This window comes from Verticiella alkaliphila (genome assembly GCF_018904615.1).
GTDB lineage: Bacteria > Pseudomonadota > Gammaproteobacteria > Burkholderiales > Burkholderiaceae_B > Verticiella > Verticiella alkaliphila.
This window is the reverse complement of sequence record NZ_JADCNH010000003.1, coordinates 47,320-62,594: the sequence shown is the minus strand read 5'-3', so window position 1 is coordinate 62,594 and position 15,275 is coordinate 47,320. Positions and strand designations below refer to the sequence as shown.

Genomic DNA, 15,275 nt, shown 5'->3' with positions numbered 1-15,275 from the left:
TGGGGGCGGCTTCGGCGCGGCCGTTGTTAACGGATTGTTAAGGCATGGCCATAAAAAGGTACGCGACACCAAACGGCCGCGGACCAATAATTTTCCGGTCTGTCCTCCCCTATCCGCTGACCCCGTTCCCGGAGCCACACCATGCCGTTCCTCCCACGCCTTTCCCGTGTCGCCGCACTGACCGTGCTGTGTCTGAGCGGCCATGCTGTCATGGCGCAATCGTCGGCGCCGCTCAAGAGCGCCCTGGACCCGTCGTTCGCGCCGCAAGGCATGGTCAAGCTAGGGGGCGGCGTGCAAGGCTTCAATGCCGACCTGGGCGAAGAGCTTGCCAAGCGGCTCAACCGCAAGATCGAGATCGAGGCCACCGAATTCTCCGGCCTCATCCCCGGCCTGAACAGCGGCAAGTATGACTTCCTGCTCGCGCCCGTGACCGTGACGCCGGAGCGCGCCCGCACGCTGCTCTTCACGGAAGGCTATACCGAGACGAACTACACCTTCGTCGGCCGCAAGAACGCCCCGGCGCTCGATGCGCTGGAGGGCCTGAAGGGCAAGAAGGTCACGGTCAACAAGGGCTCGAACTACGACGCCTGGGCGCGCGACAACGCCGAGAAGTACGGCTTCACCTATGACATCTACGGCACCAATGCCGATGCCGTGCAGGCCGTGCTCTCGGGTCGCGCAGATTTCAACCTCACGGGCAGCACCGTGGCCGGCTGGGCGGCCAAGCAGAATCCGGCGCTGCAGACGGGCTACACGATCAAGACCGGTCTGGTGTGGGCCATTCCGTTCCGCCTGAACGACAAGGCCGGGCGCGACGCGGTGTCCAACGCGCTCAAGTGCATGAAGATGGACGGCACGCTCGCCAAGCTTGCGACCAAGTGGTATGGCGCCGAGCCCGCCGCGGACAGCGTCGAGCGCGTCGTCTCGCCCGGCCATGGCGTGCCTGGCACCGAGAACTACGATGCCACGCCCTTCACGCCGACCTGCGCCTGATCACCTGCCATCGCCACCATGAACGCTCCCATCCTTGAACTGATCGGCCTGCGCAAATCCTACGGCGAGCAGGAAGTCCTGCGCGGCGTGGACATCCGGGTGCGCACGGGGGAGCTGGTGTGCGTCATCGGCCCCTCCGGCTCCGGCAAGAGCACCATGCTGCGGTGCTGCAACCGACTGGAGGAGCCCACGGGTGGCCAGATCGTCATCGACGGCGAGGACATCATGCGGTTCGACGTGGACATCAACCGCCTGCGCCAGAGCGTGGGCATGGTGTTCCAGCATTTCAACCTCTATCCGCACCTGGACGTGCTCGGCAACATCACGCTGGCGCTGCGGCGTGTGCAGAAGATGGGCCGCGCGCAGGCCGACGCCGTCGCGCAGGAGGCCCTGTCCAAGGTGGGGCTGGCGCACAAGGCGTCGGCCTACCCGGGCCAGCTGTCCGGCGGGCAGCAGCAGCGTGTGGGCATTGCGCGCGCCATCGCCTTGAAGCCGCGCGTCATGCTCTTTGACGAGCCCACGAGTGCGCTCGATCCGGAGCTCGTCGACGAAGTGCTCAACGTGATGCGCTCGCTGCGCGACGAAGGCATGACCATGCTTGTCGTCACGCACGAGATGGCCTTCGCACACGCCGTGGCGGATCGGGTGATCTTCATGGACGGTGGCGTCGTGGCCGAATCCGGCACGCCGGCCGACATCTTCGAGCGCCCGCAGGGCGAGCGCACGCGCAGTTTCGTCGGCCGCTACATGAACAGCCGGGGCCGGGAGGCACGATGAGCGAGCCGGGCTCGGGGTTCTTCTTCACCTTCTTCAACGGTGAGGTCGCGGCGCAGTACGCGCCCGAGATCTTGCAGGGCGTGCTCATCACGGTGGGCCTTGGCCTCGCGGTGGTCGCCACTGGCCTCGTCTGGGGGCTGGCGCTGGCCATCGTGCGCGCCACGCAGCAGGTGGTGGCGCGCCGACTCATCATCGGCTTCTCGGACATCGTGCGCTCGCTGCCGCCGCTGGTGATCATCTTCCTGCTGTACTTCGGCCTGCCCACGCTGGGGGTGAACCTGTCGTCGTTCATGGCGACCTGGCTCTCGCTCTCGCTGGTGCTGGCCGCCTATGCCCAGGAAAGCATCTGGGCGGGGATCGCGTCGCTGCCGCGCGGGCAGACCGAGGCGGCCCGCTCCACGGGGCTCTCGTGGTGGGGCGCGATGCGCTGGGTGATCCTGCCCCAGGCCTTGCGCCGCGCGGTGCCGCCGCTCACCAATCGCGTCATCTCCACCACCAAGAACACTGCCCTGGGCTCGGTCGTCGCCCTGAGCGAGATCCTGAGCGTCTCGCAGGCGGCCTCCTCCAACTCGGGCAATCCGACGCCCCTGACGGTAGGCGCGTTCCTGTACCTGCTCGTCTTCCTGCCCATCGTGGTGTTCTCGCGCTGGCTCGAACGCCGCGCCGAGCAGCGCTGAACCGAGAGTCGCCGCCCGTGGACATCTTCCTGCACAACTTCTTCAACCTCGCGGTGTTTCGCGAGGCCTTGCCGCACTTGCTGAGCGGCTTCTGGACGACGCTCTGGCTCTCGGCTCTGGTCATCCCTCTCGGCGCAGCCGCCGGCCTCCTGCTCGCCCTGGGGCAGACGCAGTCCTCGAGCCGCTGGGTGCGTGGCGCGATCATCGTCTACATCGATTTCTTTCGGGCGTTCCCACCGCTGGTGCTCCTGATCTTCCTGTACTTCGGCCTGCCCTTCGTCATCGGCGATCTGCCCAAGCTGCTCGCCGTGGCACTGGCCTTCGTGCTGAACAACGCGAGCTACTTCGCCGAAGTCTTCCGCGCGGGCATCAAGACGATTCCCGTGGGCCAGATGGAGGCGGCCCGCTCCACCGGCCTCACGCAGCTGCAGGCCCTGCGCGACGTGATCCTGCCGCAGGCCACACGCAACGTGCTGCCGGATCTGCTGGGCAACTGCATCGAGATCATCAAGCTCACGGCCATCGCGAGCGTGGTGGGCATGCCCGAGCTGCTGCGCGCCGCGCGCGACGTGCAGTCGCTCGTGTACAACCCGTCGCCCATCGTGCTGGCCGCGCTGCTGTATCTTGCGCTACTGTGGCCGCTCACCCGGCTCCTCGCCCGACTCGAACATCGCAAGGCCCAGCGCATGGGCACCGCCTGACCATGACCGCTTCCCAGACTGCCATCACCATCCTGCATCTCGGCCCGTGGCTGGCCGACGAAGTCCAGGCGCGCATCCCCGCGCCGTATGTGCTCGTGCCCGTGCACGCTGCCGCCGATCCGTTGTCGCTCGTACAGGCGCATGGGGCCGAGGCGCGCGCGCTCATCTGCACGAGCGGGGGGCTTCAGGTGACGGACGACGTGCTGGCCCAGCTACCCGCGCTCGAGTTGATCCTGAATCTGGGGGCGGGCACCGAGACGATCGACCTGGACGCCGCGCGCCGTCGCGGCATCACGGTGCTCACCGGTGCCGGGCTGAACGCGGTGGACGTGGCCGAGCTGGCCATGGGCATGATGCTCGCCCTGGCACGCCGCATCCTCGTCGTCGATCGCGACGTGCGCGCGCTGCGCTGGGGGGCGGACGCCGTGCCCGTGCACCGCGTCAGCGGACGCCGTGCCGGCATTGCCGGCATGGGCGCCATCGGGCAGGCCCTGGGCAAGCGCCTGGCGGCTTTTGACGTGGAGGTGTCGTACTTCTCGCGCAACCCGGTGTCTGAGGTCGCCTGGCCGCGCGTCCCGGATCTCGTGGCGCTGGCAGCCGAGGTGGACTACCTATTCGTGACGTTGCCGGGCGGCGCCGCCACGCACCATATCGTCGGTGCCGACGTGCTCAGGGCCCTTGGCCCGGCGGGGTATCTCATCAGCGTGGGCCGCGGCACGGCCGTGGATGAAGCCGCGCTGGTGCAGGCGCTGGAACGTGGCGAGATCGCCGGCGCGGGTCTCGATGTCTTCGAGCACGAACCCGAGGTGAGCCCTGGCCTCATCGACAGCGACCGTACCGTGCTCACGCCGCACCGGGGCGGCTTCACGGCCGAAGCCCATGAGACGATCCTGGCGCTGACGCTGCAGCGCTTGAATGCGCACTTCCTGAAGGCCTGACCGCCCGAGCTCGCTGGCGCAGGATGCACCAGCGGCCGGCTGTCAGCCAAAGACGCCGGGAGGGCCGTGCCCCGCCACGACCCCACATCACGCTGCGTAAACGGCTTCCTCGGTACGAAACCCCTTCACTTCGATCGGATTGCCGAACGGGTCACGGAAGAACATCGTCCATTGCTCACCCGGCTCGCCCTCGAAGCGGACCTGCGGCGGCAGCACGAAATCGATGCCGGCTTGGGTGAGTCGCTCGGCCAGGGCCTTCCATTCGGGCAGCAGAAGAATGATGCCGAAGTGGGGCATGGGCACCAGGTGCTTGCCGACCTTTCCCGTGTCGGCGGTGGCGAAGGGCGTACCCAGGTGCATCGAGATCTGGTGGCCGAAGAAATCGTAGTCGACCCACGTGTCGGTGCTGCGGCCCTCCTGGCAGCCCAGCACGCGACCATAGAAGTCGCGCGCCTGGTCGAGATCGGTCACGTTGAAGGCGAAGTGGAAGGCGGAAGGCAGTTGCATGGCGGCTCCAATCATTGGGGCGATGACGACAGAAAGGGCAGCCGCCGGGAACATGGCGCTGCCCGTGGTGATTCAGTGACGCTCACCCGAGGGCCGAGCGTAACAGCGGAAGATCGACGTTGCCGCCCGACAGCACGATGACGGCGCTCTGACCGTCGAGCGAGAGCTTGCCCGCGAGCAGGGCAGCCAGGGCAACGCTGCCGCCCGGTTCCAGCACGAGCCGCAGTTCCTCCAGCCCGAACCGCATGGCGGCGAGGACTTCGTCGTCGGTCACGGAGACCGCGCCGGACAGGAGTGCGCCGTTGATGGCGTAGGGCAGCTCGGCGGGCGTGACGGCGGCCAGGGCGTCGCAGATGCTGGCGGCTGACGACGGATTCGTTTCACGCCGCCCGCTCGCGAGCGAGCGCACCGTGTCGTCGAACGCCGCAGGCTCCACCGCAACGCGACGCGTGTCCGGGCTGAGGGTGTCCAATGCCAGGCAGCAGCCCGCCATCAGTCCCCCGCCACCGCACGGCGCGGCAAAGAGGCCGAGGCGCTCCCGCGCATCGGCAGGCAGATCCTGAACCGCTTCGAGGGCGACGGTGCCTTGCGCGGCGAGCACCAACGGGTGATCGCCGGGCGGCACCAGCACCGCGCCGGTCTCGGCCATGAGGCGCATGCCGATGTCCTCGCGGCTCTCGGTGCGCCGGTCGTAATGCACGACGCGCGCGCCCTTGTCCAACGCCTTCTGCACCTTGTTGCGGGGTGCGTCCACCGGCATCACGATGGTGGCCGGTACGCCGAGGGCGCTGGCGGCCCAGGCGATCGCCTGGCCGTGATTGCCCGTGGAGTAGGCCACCACGCCGCGGGCGCGTTGGGCATCATCCAGCGCCAGGATGGCGTTGAAGGCCCCGCGCAGCTTGAAAGAGCCCGTCAGCTGCTGGCATTCGAGCTTGAGCCAGACGTCGCCACCCGCGCGTGCACTCAACGCCGCCGAATGCAGCAAGGGCGTGCGGCGCACGTGGGGAGCAATGGCCTGCGCTGCGGCTTGCACGTCGACAAAGCGCGGCACGCGCAGCGCGCCCAGAAGCTCATGTGCGATCGTCTCGGGCAGGCCTGCTGCGCGCATCGCCGTGGCCGGCATCATGCGGCTCCCGTGGTCGACGTCGCGGGTTGCCACACGGCAGGGGCCGCGCTGCCCGTCTGGCTGGTGATACGGGTGTAGGCTTCCAGGCGGCGGTGCTTGGCAAAGTTGAAGATCGTGTTGCGGCCCAGCTCGCACATGGCGAGGTTGCAGTCGGCCACCACCAGTTCGTCGTCCCAGCTCGTGGCCATGGCCATGATCTCACCCTGCGGATTGACGATGATGGAATGGCCCATCAATTCGAAGCCGTCTTCGTTGCCTGCCTTGGCCACGCCCACGCCGAAGGTCGCGTTCTGGTAGCAGCCCGCCTGGATCGACAGCTGCGAGTGGAAGTTGCGCAGGTGATGCGCCTCGAAGCCGCGGTTCTCCTGGTTCACGGCTGGGGTGTTGTAGCCCAGCATGACGAGTTCCACCTGCTGCAGGCCCAGCTCGCGCCAGGCCTCGGGCCAGCGGCGGTCGTTGCAGATGAGCATGCCCATGTTGACGCGCTCGACCTCGCCCACCGGCGCGCCCACGACCGGAAAGCCCAGATTGCCGACTTCGAAGTAGCGCTTTTCCAGATGCTGCACGTTGCGGATCTTGGAGAACTCCTTGTCGCCGGGCAGGTGCACCTTGCGGTACTTCAGCACGATCTCGCCCGAGGGCGCGATGATCACGGAGGTATTGAAGCGGCGCTTGCGCATGATGCCGGTCTCGTCCGGCTCGTAGGCGAGCTCGGCGTAGCCCAGGTAGCACGTGAGGCTGTACTTGCGGATGGCGTCGAAGAGGGGCTGGGTGGCGGGCGAGGGCAGGGTCTCTTCGTACCAGGCGTCAGCCTCGTCCAGATCCTCCACGTACCAGCGGGGGAAGAACGTGGTGAGCGCGAGTTCAGGAAACACGACCACGTTGGCGCCGCTTCGGTGGGCTCGCTCGAGCAGTCGGACCATGCGCGCGACGACGACGTCGCGTTCCTCGTTTCGTTGGATGGGGCCCAGCTGGGCGGCGGCGACAGTGATGGTGCGAGTCATGGCAAGCGGCAAAGGAGAGGAAAGTGTTCGATGAAGAGGGCGGGCGGCCGTCACCAGCCGAGGAGCGCACGGCCCAGGGCCATGGAGACCGCGGCCTGCGTGGGCTCGACGACAGGCACGCCGACCGCGTCCTGGAGCGCGTCGCGGAACCCCGCCATGCCGGCACAGCCCATGACCAGGACGTCGGCGCCCTGGTGCTGCACCAGATGGCGGCCGGCGTCGATCATGCGCTCGAGCGTCAGTGCGTGGTCGGTGAGCTCGCTCACCTGCAGACCGATGGCGCGTTCCCCCGCAAAGCGGTCGAGGATGCCCATGGCGCCGTAGGCGCGCAGGTGACGGGGAATCGAGGTATCGAGAATCGCGATGACGCCAAAGCGCTGCCCCAGCGTGAGCGCCGTCAGCAGGCCGCACTCGCTGATGCCCAAGACGGGCACCCGGCGCGGTGCCATGGCTTCGCGCACGGCATGCAGGCCTGGATCGCTGAAGCAGGCGATGATCACCGCGGCACAGTCCGCAGGCAGCGCGACGCAGCGTCTCACCAGGGGCATCACGGCCCCGTCGACATCCTGCTGGGTCTGCACACCGGGAGGCCCGTCTTCGGAGGTGAGGCATTCGATGCGTGGGCCGCCCGGCACGCGCAGCGGCTTCAGCGCCGCATCGATGCCCTGCGTCACGATCCCGCTGCGATTGGGGTTGATGACATAGAGAGTGCGCTGCATGACGTTATCCCCGTGACCGGTCTCGACCCGGAGACTGTACGGGAAAGCAAATGGCACAGAAATTGCACAAACGTCGGTGTGAATTAACCTTTTGTTAATCGAGGTCCGACGCCGGATGGCTTCCCTGAACCTGCGCCAAATCGAGGTCTTCCGAGCGGTGATGACCACGGGCACCATTGCGGGCGCTTCCCAACTGCTCTTCGTGTCGCAGCCCGCCGTGAGCCGTCTGCTGGCGCACACCGAGCAGCGCATCGGCTTTCCGCTCTTTCAGCGCATCAAGGGCCGGCTCTTCGCCACCCCGGAAGCCAAGAAACTCTTCCATGCCGTGGAGCACGTCTATGAATCCGTGCAGCGGGTCAACCACCTCGCCAAGGATCTCGCGCTCAATCGCACCGGCATCCTGAACCTCGTCTCGAGCCCCAGCGTGGGGCAGAGCGTGATCCCGCAGGCCGTGGCGAACTTTCGCGAGGTGCACCCGGACTGCAAGGTCACCTTCGCCTGCCACAGCTACGAGCACATCCAGAAGCTGCTGCTCAGTCACCAGGCGGATCTGGGCATCATCAGCCTCCCGCTGGAGCACCCCAATCTGGAGATCACGCCGCTGTGCCTGAATCGGCTGGTGTGCATCATGCATGACAGCCACCCGCTCGCGGCCAGGGACTCCCTGAGCCTGGACGACCTCTGCGCTTGGCCGATGATCGGCTATGGCGCCGAGACGCCCATGGGGCGCCTTATTGCTGGCCACGTCGAGTCGCGCGGCCGTCAGCTGTCCACGGTGGTCGAGGTGGGGTCTCCGCAGAACGCGGGCAGCATGGTGGAGACCGGCATGGGCATCGCGCTGGTCGACGAGTTCTCGGTACGCAGTTGGTCGAAGGCGCGCCCCATTCTGGTGCGTCCGATCGACGATGCACCCATATTGCAGGCCAATTTGGTGCATCTGCGCTACGAACCGCCCGCGCAACTCACCCGCAGCTTCATCCAGGTGCTGCGCGATCTGCTGGTCGATCACGGCTTCGAGGCTGTCGAGGAAGAAGCTGCGGAAGTCGCCATCGCTTAACGCGGGGTTAACGTCGCCCCACAAAAGAGACAGCGACAGCGACCCCTTGCCGCTGAACAATCCTGCAGCGGCGAAACTTCACGATGGAACAGCCATGCGCTATGACCTGACGATCCGCAACGGACGCGTCACCACCTCCACGACCACGGTCCAGACCGACATCGGCATCATCGATGGCAAGATCGCGGCCATCGGACCAGACCTGGCCCCCGGTGTGCAGGACATCGATGCTTCCGGCCGCTGGGTGATGCCAGGCGGCATCGACAGCCACGTGCACATCGAGCAGGCGTCAAGCACGGGCGTCATGTGCGCGGACGATTTCTACAGCGGCAGCGTGTCTGCCGCTTTCGGGGGCACGACCACCGTCATCCCGTTCGCGGCCCAGCACCGCGGCCATCGGGTGCCCGACGTCATCGCAGACTACAGCCGTCGCGCCCGCGAAAAGGCCGTGGTCGACTATGGCTTCCATCTGATCCTGTCGGAAGTCACCCCGGAAATGTTGGCACAGGACCTGCCGCGCGCCATTGCTGACGGCATTACGTCGTTCAAGGTCTACATGACCTACGACGCACTCAAGATCGAGGACTATCATCTGCTGGAGGTGATGGAGGCCGCGGGGCGCGAAGGCGCCATGCTCATGATCCACGCGGAGAACCACGACGTCATCCGCTGGGTGGCGCGCCGCCTGCTGGACAAGGGGCTCACGGCGCCGAAGTTCCACGGCGTGGCGCACGATCCGTTGGCCGAGACGGAAGCCAGCGCGCGTGCCATCTCGCTCTCGCGTCTGCTCGACGTGCCCGTGCTGCTCGTGCACATCTCCGGCCCGGAAGCGATTCACCTGATCCGGGGGGCGCAGCGCCTGGGCAGCAAGGTCCATGCGGAAAGCTGCCCGCAATATCTCTTCCTGACCGCCGAGGACATGGATCGCGACGGTCTGGACGGGGCCATGTTCTGCTGCAGCCCGCCCGCGCGCGACGCCGATGCGCAGGAGGCCGTCTGGCAAGGCTTTCTGGACGGCACCCTGCAGCTCTATAGTTCGGACCACGCGCCGTTTCGCTTCGACACCAGCGGCAAGCTGCCCAAGGGCGACGCCACCACCTTCAAGGAAATGGCCAACGGCGTGCCAGGCCTGGAGCTGCGCCTGCCGCTGCTCTTTTCCGAGGGCGTGCTCACGGGCCGCATCACGCCTGAGCAGTTCGTGCAGCTCACGGCCACCAACCACGCCCGCATGTATGGCCTGGAGCACTGCAAGGGCGACATCGCCGTGGGGCTGGACGCAGACATCGTGCTGTGGGATCCGAGCGTCAAACGCACCATCCGCTGGGACGACCTGCACGACAATGTCGGCTACACGCCCTACGAAGGCCGGGAGATCACGGGATGGCCTGAGACGGTGCTGAGCCGGGGGCGGGTCGTGGTGGATCGGGGCGAGCTCCTGGCCGAGCGTGGGCAGGGGCAATACGTGGCGCGCCGTTGCCCGACGCCGATCCTGGACGGCGCCATGCGGCCGAATCCGTCGGCGGCCTCGCGCTGGCTGGATCTGCGCGGCAAGGCCTGGAAAAGCTACGGAGAGCCATGTCAATAGGCAATCGGTGCTAGCAACATTGCGTGACTTCGTGATACGAGATCCCTATACTTTGTTGCGTTTTCCAACCGAGGGTCATCTCATGTCCAAGTCGCAGTCGTATCAAGAGTTCTACCAGAAGGTCACGGCTGATCCGGCCGCTGTCGACCGCTTGAAGCAAGCGCCCGAAGGCGAGCCCTTCTTCGCCGAGGCCGCCAAGATCGCCCAGGAAAAGGGTTACTCCCTGTCCGCTGATGACATCCGCGCAGCCGTGCAGGGTGAAGTTTCCGCTGGCGCAGAGTTGAAGGATGAAGAGCTCGAGGCAGTGAGTGGGGGCGCAGCCTACTACACGGATACTGCGCAGGACACGAAGTGCATGAAGCTCTATGGCTGGTGCCCTGGCCAGTAAGGCCGGTGGCAGACCCGAGGATCCGTCGGCGTGCCGCCGGATCCTGTTACCTTGCCAGAGAATTCTGTCATGTCTGAAGGGGCCGCAGCCGAACTCGTTGCCGAGGCGCTCACCCATTGTTCTCGGCTTCCTGTATCACCTGACAGTGTGGACGCCGTCCGCCATTGGGCCTCCCAGCTGCCCGATGAGTATGAGTCGTCGTCGGGCTTACTGGAACTGGACCTTGCCCAGCCGCAGCGTCTGGATGTCTCGCTGATTCCGGGATGGCGCTGGTCTCATGCGGACACCGTTCCCGAGGAATTGCGCCGTCTTGCCGACGTGTTCGACGTGATAGAGGCGCGCCGGCCCGGCGACCCTGCCTGCGTTTGCCTGCGCGAGGCCTGGGCAGAGTACGACATCGTGCGTCCCGGTCATGCCGCACAAGCCGCATTGTTCGTTGGCATTGAGCCAGACCACCGACGCGACAGGGCCTTGCTCTCTCGCGTCGCAGCCGCGCTGCTGGGCGCTTCCGAGCCCACCGACGCCCTCGACGCGTGCTGGCAGCGGTACGCCCTGGGCAACGGGCCCTTGCAGATCGGCTACGTGGCGGCCATGCCAGGGCGGCAAGGGCATCCGGTTCGTCTGAACATCGGTGGACCGAGTGCTGCGCACCTGGCGCTCCCCGGCGTGGCGGCCCTCCGAAGCACGGCCATGGATGCCGTGCTTGCCGCTTCGGACAATCTCGTGACCTGCATTGATGTGCGCGACGACGGCATCGGCCCTCGTTGGGGGCTCGAACTCGTGACGCGGCGGGGCGCAGGCATGCTGTCGCGCACTCGTGTGCTGCTGCAGCGGCTGTGCGCGACGGGCCTGTTGAGCGAACTGGCCAGTGCGGCCCTGCAGGGCTGGAGTGGTGGTCAGGCGTTGCCTGGCACATCGTACGGGGCGCAGCGTGCCCTTGCCGGCGAGCCCGGCATGCTATATGCATGGCGCACCATCAATCATCTGAAGCTCGTCGTCGAGCCGGGCCGACCCGTGGGCCTGAAAGCCTATCTCGGCTTCGGCCGTCGCTGGATTCCCGATGCGTGGGCGGCCGCTGCACCATGACGCGGGAGGATCGGTTGCGGTGGCGCGACTGGCGCAAGGTGCCCATGAACGCGGCCCACGTGCGCGGCCTCTTGCAGGAGTGGCAGCGGATCCTGGGCGATGGCGCCACGGTCCGGCGTCGATTGCGACGGTCAGAGGTCTCCGCCTTGGCGCTGCGGTCGTGGCTGATGGCCGGCAGCCACGCCTCGAGCCTCGAACGGCTCGACGGCGCACTGCCCCGGAGCGTCGGGGCGTCACCGGCGTGGGATCGGGCCGTCGTGGTGGTCCAGGCTGCGGTCGGCCTGGTTCCCTCGGAGCTGGACGCGCCGGCCCTTCAGGCCTATTGCGCGCCGGCCGTGGCCGCGGGCATGGAGACGCTACGCACCGCCTTGGGCGGCGAAGGCATCGCTCTGGCAACTCTGCTCTCGGCGAGAGCCGAGGCCAGTCTGGCCAAGGATCTCGGTCGTCTGCTGTGCGCGCACGTCGGCCTGGCGGCCCAGGCCTACCGCGCCACGCATCCAATCACCCGCCTCGTCTCGGCAGACGCGTTGGGCTGCCTGCCCGTCACGCTGGCGGCCTTGTGTGAAGCCTACCCGGCCGCCGCGCGCTTGCTGATCCGCGCCTGTGAGCATTGGATCAGCGCAAACATCGTGTTGCTGCGCAGGCTCGATGCGGATGCCGCGGCGCTGGCCGCCTGGCTGGGCGTGCCGACGGTGCTGCCTGTAACGCGCCTGGACCCTGACCAGGGCGATCCGCACCGTGGCGGGCAGCGCGTGAGCCGACTGACGTTGGCCGAGGGCGGGGACGTGGCCTACAAGCCGCGACCGCTGGACATGGAGGTGGCTTTCGCCGAGATCCTCGACTGGGCCCGCGCGCAGGGGACTGGGTTGGACCAGCAGACCGCCGAGGTCTTTGCGCGAGAAGGCTATGGCTGGATGCGATGGTGCCACGGCCGAGCGCCTGCAAACCTGGACGAGCGAGCACGCCTTGCCCACCGGCTGGGCGGATTGATGGCGCATTTCGCGGTGCTGGGCAGCTACGACATCCACGCGGAGAATCTCATCGTCGTCGGCGAGTATCCCGTGGCGGTCGATCTCGAATGCCTCATCGACAGTGGACTGGACCTGCTGCACCCCCCGCGCGAAGACGCTGTGCGCCGATTGCTGAACAACGGCATCCTGCCTTACTGGCACGCCGATCCCAACGCACGCGGCAAGTGGCTCAACACCAGCGTCCTGGGTTCTCCCCACCTGAGTGAGCTCGCGGCACATCGCGACGAACTCCTCGCCGGGTTCGATGCGGTATGGCAGCTCTGGCTTGCGAAAGGCCCTGCGCTCGCGGTGAATGGCCGTCTCTGCGGTCCGCTGCGCGGGCTGCGCTGCGCACAGGGGCGTCTGCTCCTGCGGCCGACGAATGCGTACGGTCGTCTTTTCGACATGCTGGGGCGGCCGGCGTGCCTGGCGGATTCCCGTCGCTTTGCCGTCCGTCTGGATGCGCTCGCGCCACGCTACCTACGTGCACCGCAAGGTGCGCGACTCTGGCAGGCGCTCGCTGCCGAACGGCTCTCCGTGAGCAAGCTGGACGTCCCCTACGCCAGCTTTCGCATGGACAGGCAGTCGATGTGGCTCGACGATCAGGAGGTCGGCACCCACGTATTGCCGATGCCGCCGGCAAGCGCCTTGGCGATAAGGCTATCCGCATTGAGCAAGGCTGAGGGCAATGCACTGCGCTGCACGCTCAAGAGCGTCTTGCAGACGCCGCCCGCGCCCGCGTTCCCGGATCGTCCAGCGGCAAACCGCGGATCGCAGGCCGAGGAGGACGCGTTCGCAGAGACGGCGCGCCGCATCGCTGATCATCTTCTTGCCACCGCCATCGACGACGGTCGCGGCGGCGCGGCTTGGCTAGGCGTGCGGTCAGAGGACGCCGGCGGCATCCTTCGCCTGCAGCAGCTCGGCGACGATTATTACGCGGGGCGTGCCGGCATCGCCCTCTTCCTGGCGATGGCCGGTCATGTGCTGAAGACGCCCGCGTACCAGGTGATGGCGCGAGCCGTCTTCGAACATCTCGCACCATTGTCCAGCGCAGGACTCGGCCGTGGCCTGGCGGGGCAGGCATTCGCCCGGCAACGTGCGGCGCTCGTGTTGCCTGGGTTGGCATCAGGCGCCTTGAGTGATGGCCAGACTGACGGGGCGGCGAGCGCGCCCCCATTGCCCCCGCTGGACTATCTGCAAGGCGCCTGTGGCTGGATCGTCGTTGCCTGTGAACGAGTGCGCCATGGTGACCTGCCCCCACCCGGACTCGCGAGGCAGGCCGCACGGCTGCGCGATGCGCTGACAGGGCTCTCGAGCGAGTCGCGCGTCTGGGCTGGACAGTCTCATGGGCTTGCTGGGGTGGCGCGCGCGGCAGCAGCGTTGGCGCGCTTGGCAGGGCAATGGGGAAAGCCGGACGGGGCTCGTCAGTGGGCCGCTCAGTCGCTGGCGCTGATCGAGCGCGAATCGGACTGGTTCGACCCTGTGCAGGGGGAGTGGCAAGACGGAAGAGGGGGGCCAGACAGGCCGGCCGCGTTCACCTCCGCATGGTGCCACGGTGCGCCGGGCATTCTGATCGCGCGTCTGTCGACGTCCCGGGATCTGCGCCATGCCGGATGCAGCCCCGACGTGCTGGCGCCCGTGGCGCGCGACATCGATCGGGCGCTGCGTCGGATCCATGCCACCGGGCCTTGCGCTGGCGACTTCTTGTGCTGCGGCGAGACAGGCTTTGTGGAAGCGCTACTGCTGGCGGGTCAGCATCTGGATCGCGCTCCGCTTATCGAGGTCGCGCACGAGCGCATGGGAGCGCTGCTGGCGCGCGCGGCGCAATCGGGCTTCAAGCTGGGCGACGATGCGCCCATGGCACCTGCCACGAGCGGTCTCTTCGACGGCTTGGCAGGCATCGGTTATCAGTGCCTACGTTTGCATGCGCCCAGTGCGGTGCCGAGCCTGCTGGACGTGTGAGCGAAGCCCCCCCTGCGGCGTGTGTGGTCGTCGATGGCAAGACACCTCAGTTGCCGGGTTCGACTCAGGCTTGCTGCATGTCGCTGAACCTGATCAAACGCGCCGCCGTGGTCTGCACGAAATCGGCGTCGTAGCTGGTGAACAGCACCAGGCTGCTGGTGCCCTTGTGCCGAAAAAAATCCGCCAGCACGCGCCGTGATGGGCCGTCCAGGCCGCTGGTTGGCTCGTCCGCGAGGATCACCCGCACCTGTCCCAGCGCGGTGGCCGTGAAGAACGTTTTCTTGCGTGTGCCGAAAGACATCTGGTCGAAGCGCTTGTCCAGGTGAGGCGTAAGCCCGAAGGCGTCGGCGAGTGCCATGGTGTCAGCGCCGAGCGCTACCTGACGTGACGCGGCTACGCCCGCAAGGAACGCGCGGCCCGATTGCGCAGGGTACTCGGCGAAGTCTTCGGGAATGAAGCTAAGGGCTGCGCGTGCGACATCCGGCGCATTCGACAAGGAATGGCCAGCCACGGTGACCTCGCCCCCGCCCGGCTCGGCCTGCCCGGCCAGAATGCGCAGCAACGTGGATTTGCCAGTGCCGCTCTCGGCATCCAGCGCAAAGCAGCCCGGACCAGCAGCCCAGGACAGATCAGTGAAAAGCACGCGCGTGTCGTAGCGATGGGACACGCGCTCGATGGTGAGCAAGGGCGTAGACATGTCGCGATTCTATGTCAATGCGTGCGCTCGGGCCCTGTCAACGCCTGC

General features: G+C 67.1%; 15 protein-coding genes. 10 read left to right on the top strand and 5 right to left on the bottom strand.

The window, feature by feature from the left end; all coding sequences use genetic code 11:
• Positions 1-141 precede the first annotated feature (141 nt).
• The 5 genes from IMZ29_RS03210 to IMZ29_RS03190 are packed head-to-tail and all read left to right on the top strand — an operon-like array spanning position 142 to position 4,086.
• Complete coding sequence (locus IMZ29_RS03210) at positions 142-993, top strand: transporter substrate-binding domain-containing protein (RefSeq protein WP_216180409.1); 852 nt, start codon at positions 142-144, stop codon at positions 991-993.
• Between the two features lie 18 nt (positions 994-1,011).
• Positions 1,012-1,770, top strand: coding sequence for an amino acid ABC transporter ATP-binding protein (locus tag IMZ29_RS03205; protein WP_253206743.1), 759 nt, complete (start codon positions 1,012-1,014; stop codon positions 1,768-1,770).
• A complete protein-coding gene (locus IMZ29_RS03200; RefSeq protein WP_216180406.1) occupies positions 1,767-2,447 on the top strand; it encodes an amino acid ABC transporter permease in 681 nt (226 codons plus the stop codon). The genes IMZ29_RS03205 and IMZ29_RS03200 overlap by 4 nt, the downstream gene beginning before the upstream one ends.
• A gap of 17 nt (positions 2,448-2,464) precedes the next feature.
• Positions 2,465-3,148, top strand: coding sequence for an amino acid ABC transporter permease (locus tag IMZ29_RS03195; protein WP_216180403.1), 684 nt, complete (start codon positions 2,465-2,467; stop codon positions 3,146-3,148).
• A gap of 2 nt (positions 3,149-3,150) precedes the next feature.
• Positions 3,151-4,086 (top strand): 2-hydroxyacid dehydrogenase, encoded by a 936-nt coding sequence (locus tag IMZ29_RS03190; RefSeq protein ID WP_216180400.1) that lies wholly within the window; start codon positions 3,151-3,153, stop codon positions 4,084-4,086.
• Positions 4,087-4,173: 87 nt separating this feature from the next.
• Here the strand turns inward: IMZ29_RS03190 and IMZ29_RS03185 are convergent, their stop codons facing one another.
• The 4 genes from IMZ29_RS03185 to IMZ29_RS03170 form a co-directional block, all read right to left on the bottom strand.
• A complete protein-coding gene (locus IMZ29_RS03185; protein WP_216180826.1) occupies positions 4,174-4,587 on the bottom strand; it encodes a VOC family protein in 414 nt (137 codons plus the stop codon).
• A gap of 88 nt (positions 4,588-4,675) precedes the next feature.
• Positions 4,676-5,719 carry a threonine ammonia-lyase gene (locus IMZ29_RS03180; RefSeq protein WP_253206741.1) on the bottom strand — a complete coding sequence of 348 codons (1,044 nt, stop codon included), beginning with the start codon at positions 5,717-5,719 and terminating at the stop codon, positions 4,676-4,678.
• Positions 5,716-6,723, bottom strand: a complete 1,008-nt coding sequence (locus IMZ29_RS03175; protein ID WP_216180397.1) for an N-carbamoyl-D-amino-acid hydrolase — start codon at positions 6,721-6,723, stop codon at positions 5,716-5,718. The genes IMZ29_RS03180 and IMZ29_RS03175 overlap by 4 nt, the downstream gene beginning before the upstream one ends.
• A 50-nt stretch (positions 6,724-6,773) precedes the next feature.
• Positions 6,774-7,442, bottom strand: a complete 669-nt coding sequence (locus IMZ29_RS03170) for an aspartate/glutamate racemase family protein (protein ID WP_216180394.1) — start codon at positions 7,440-7,442, stop codon at positions 6,774-6,776.
• A gap of 115 nt (positions 7,443-7,557) precedes the next feature.
• Between IMZ29_RS03170 and IMZ29_RS03165 the strand changes: the two genes are divergently transcribed.
• The 5 genes from IMZ29_RS03165 to IMZ29_RS03145 all read left to right on the top strand — a co-directional run bounded on the left by IMZ29_RS03165 (position 7,558) and on the right by IMZ29_RS03145 (position 14,530).
• Entirely contained in the window at positions 7,558-8,499 is a 942-nt protein-coding gene (locus tag IMZ29_RS03165; RefSeq protein ID WP_216180391.1) for a LysR family transcriptional regulator, read from the top strand.
• A 94-nt stretch (positions 8,500-8,593) separates the two neighbouring features.
• Entirely contained in the window at positions 8,594-10,084 is a 1,491-nt protein-coding gene (gene hydA / locus IMZ29_RS03160) for a dihydropyrimidinase (RefSeq protein ID WP_216180388.1), read from the top strand.
• A gap of 82 nt (positions 10,085-10,166) precedes the next feature.
• Positions 10,167-10,472 carry a Nif11-like leader peptide family RiPP precursor gene (locus tag IMZ29_RS03155; RefSeq protein ID WP_216180385.1) on the top strand — a complete coding sequence of 102 codons (306 nt, stop codon included), beginning with the start codon at positions 10,167-10,169 and terminating at the stop codon, positions 10,470-10,472.
• A 69-nt stretch (positions 10,473-10,541) separates the two neighbouring features.
• The gene (locus IMZ29_RS03150) at positions 10,542-11,558 is read left to right on the top strand and encodes a hypothetical protein (RefSeq protein WP_216180382.1); all 1,017 of its coding nucleotides are present in this window, start codon (positions 10,542-10,544) and stop codon (positions 11,556-11,558) included.
• A gap of 44 nt (positions 11,559-11,602) precedes the next feature.
• Positions 11,603-14,530 (top strand): DUF4135 domain-containing protein, encoded by a 2,928-nt coding sequence (locus IMZ29_RS03145; RefSeq protein WP_216180380.1) that lies wholly within the window; start codon positions 11,603-11,605, stop codon positions 14,528-14,530.
• Between the two features lie 64 nt (positions 14,531-14,594).
• Here the strand turns inward: IMZ29_RS03145 and IMZ29_RS03140 are convergent, their stop codons facing one another.
• Positions 14,595-15,227, bottom strand: a complete 633-nt coding sequence (locus tag IMZ29_RS03140; protein WP_216180377.1) for an ABC transporter ATP-binding protein — start codon at positions 15,225-15,227, stop codon at positions 14,595-14,597.
• Positions 15,228-15,275: the final 48 nt, after the last annotated feature.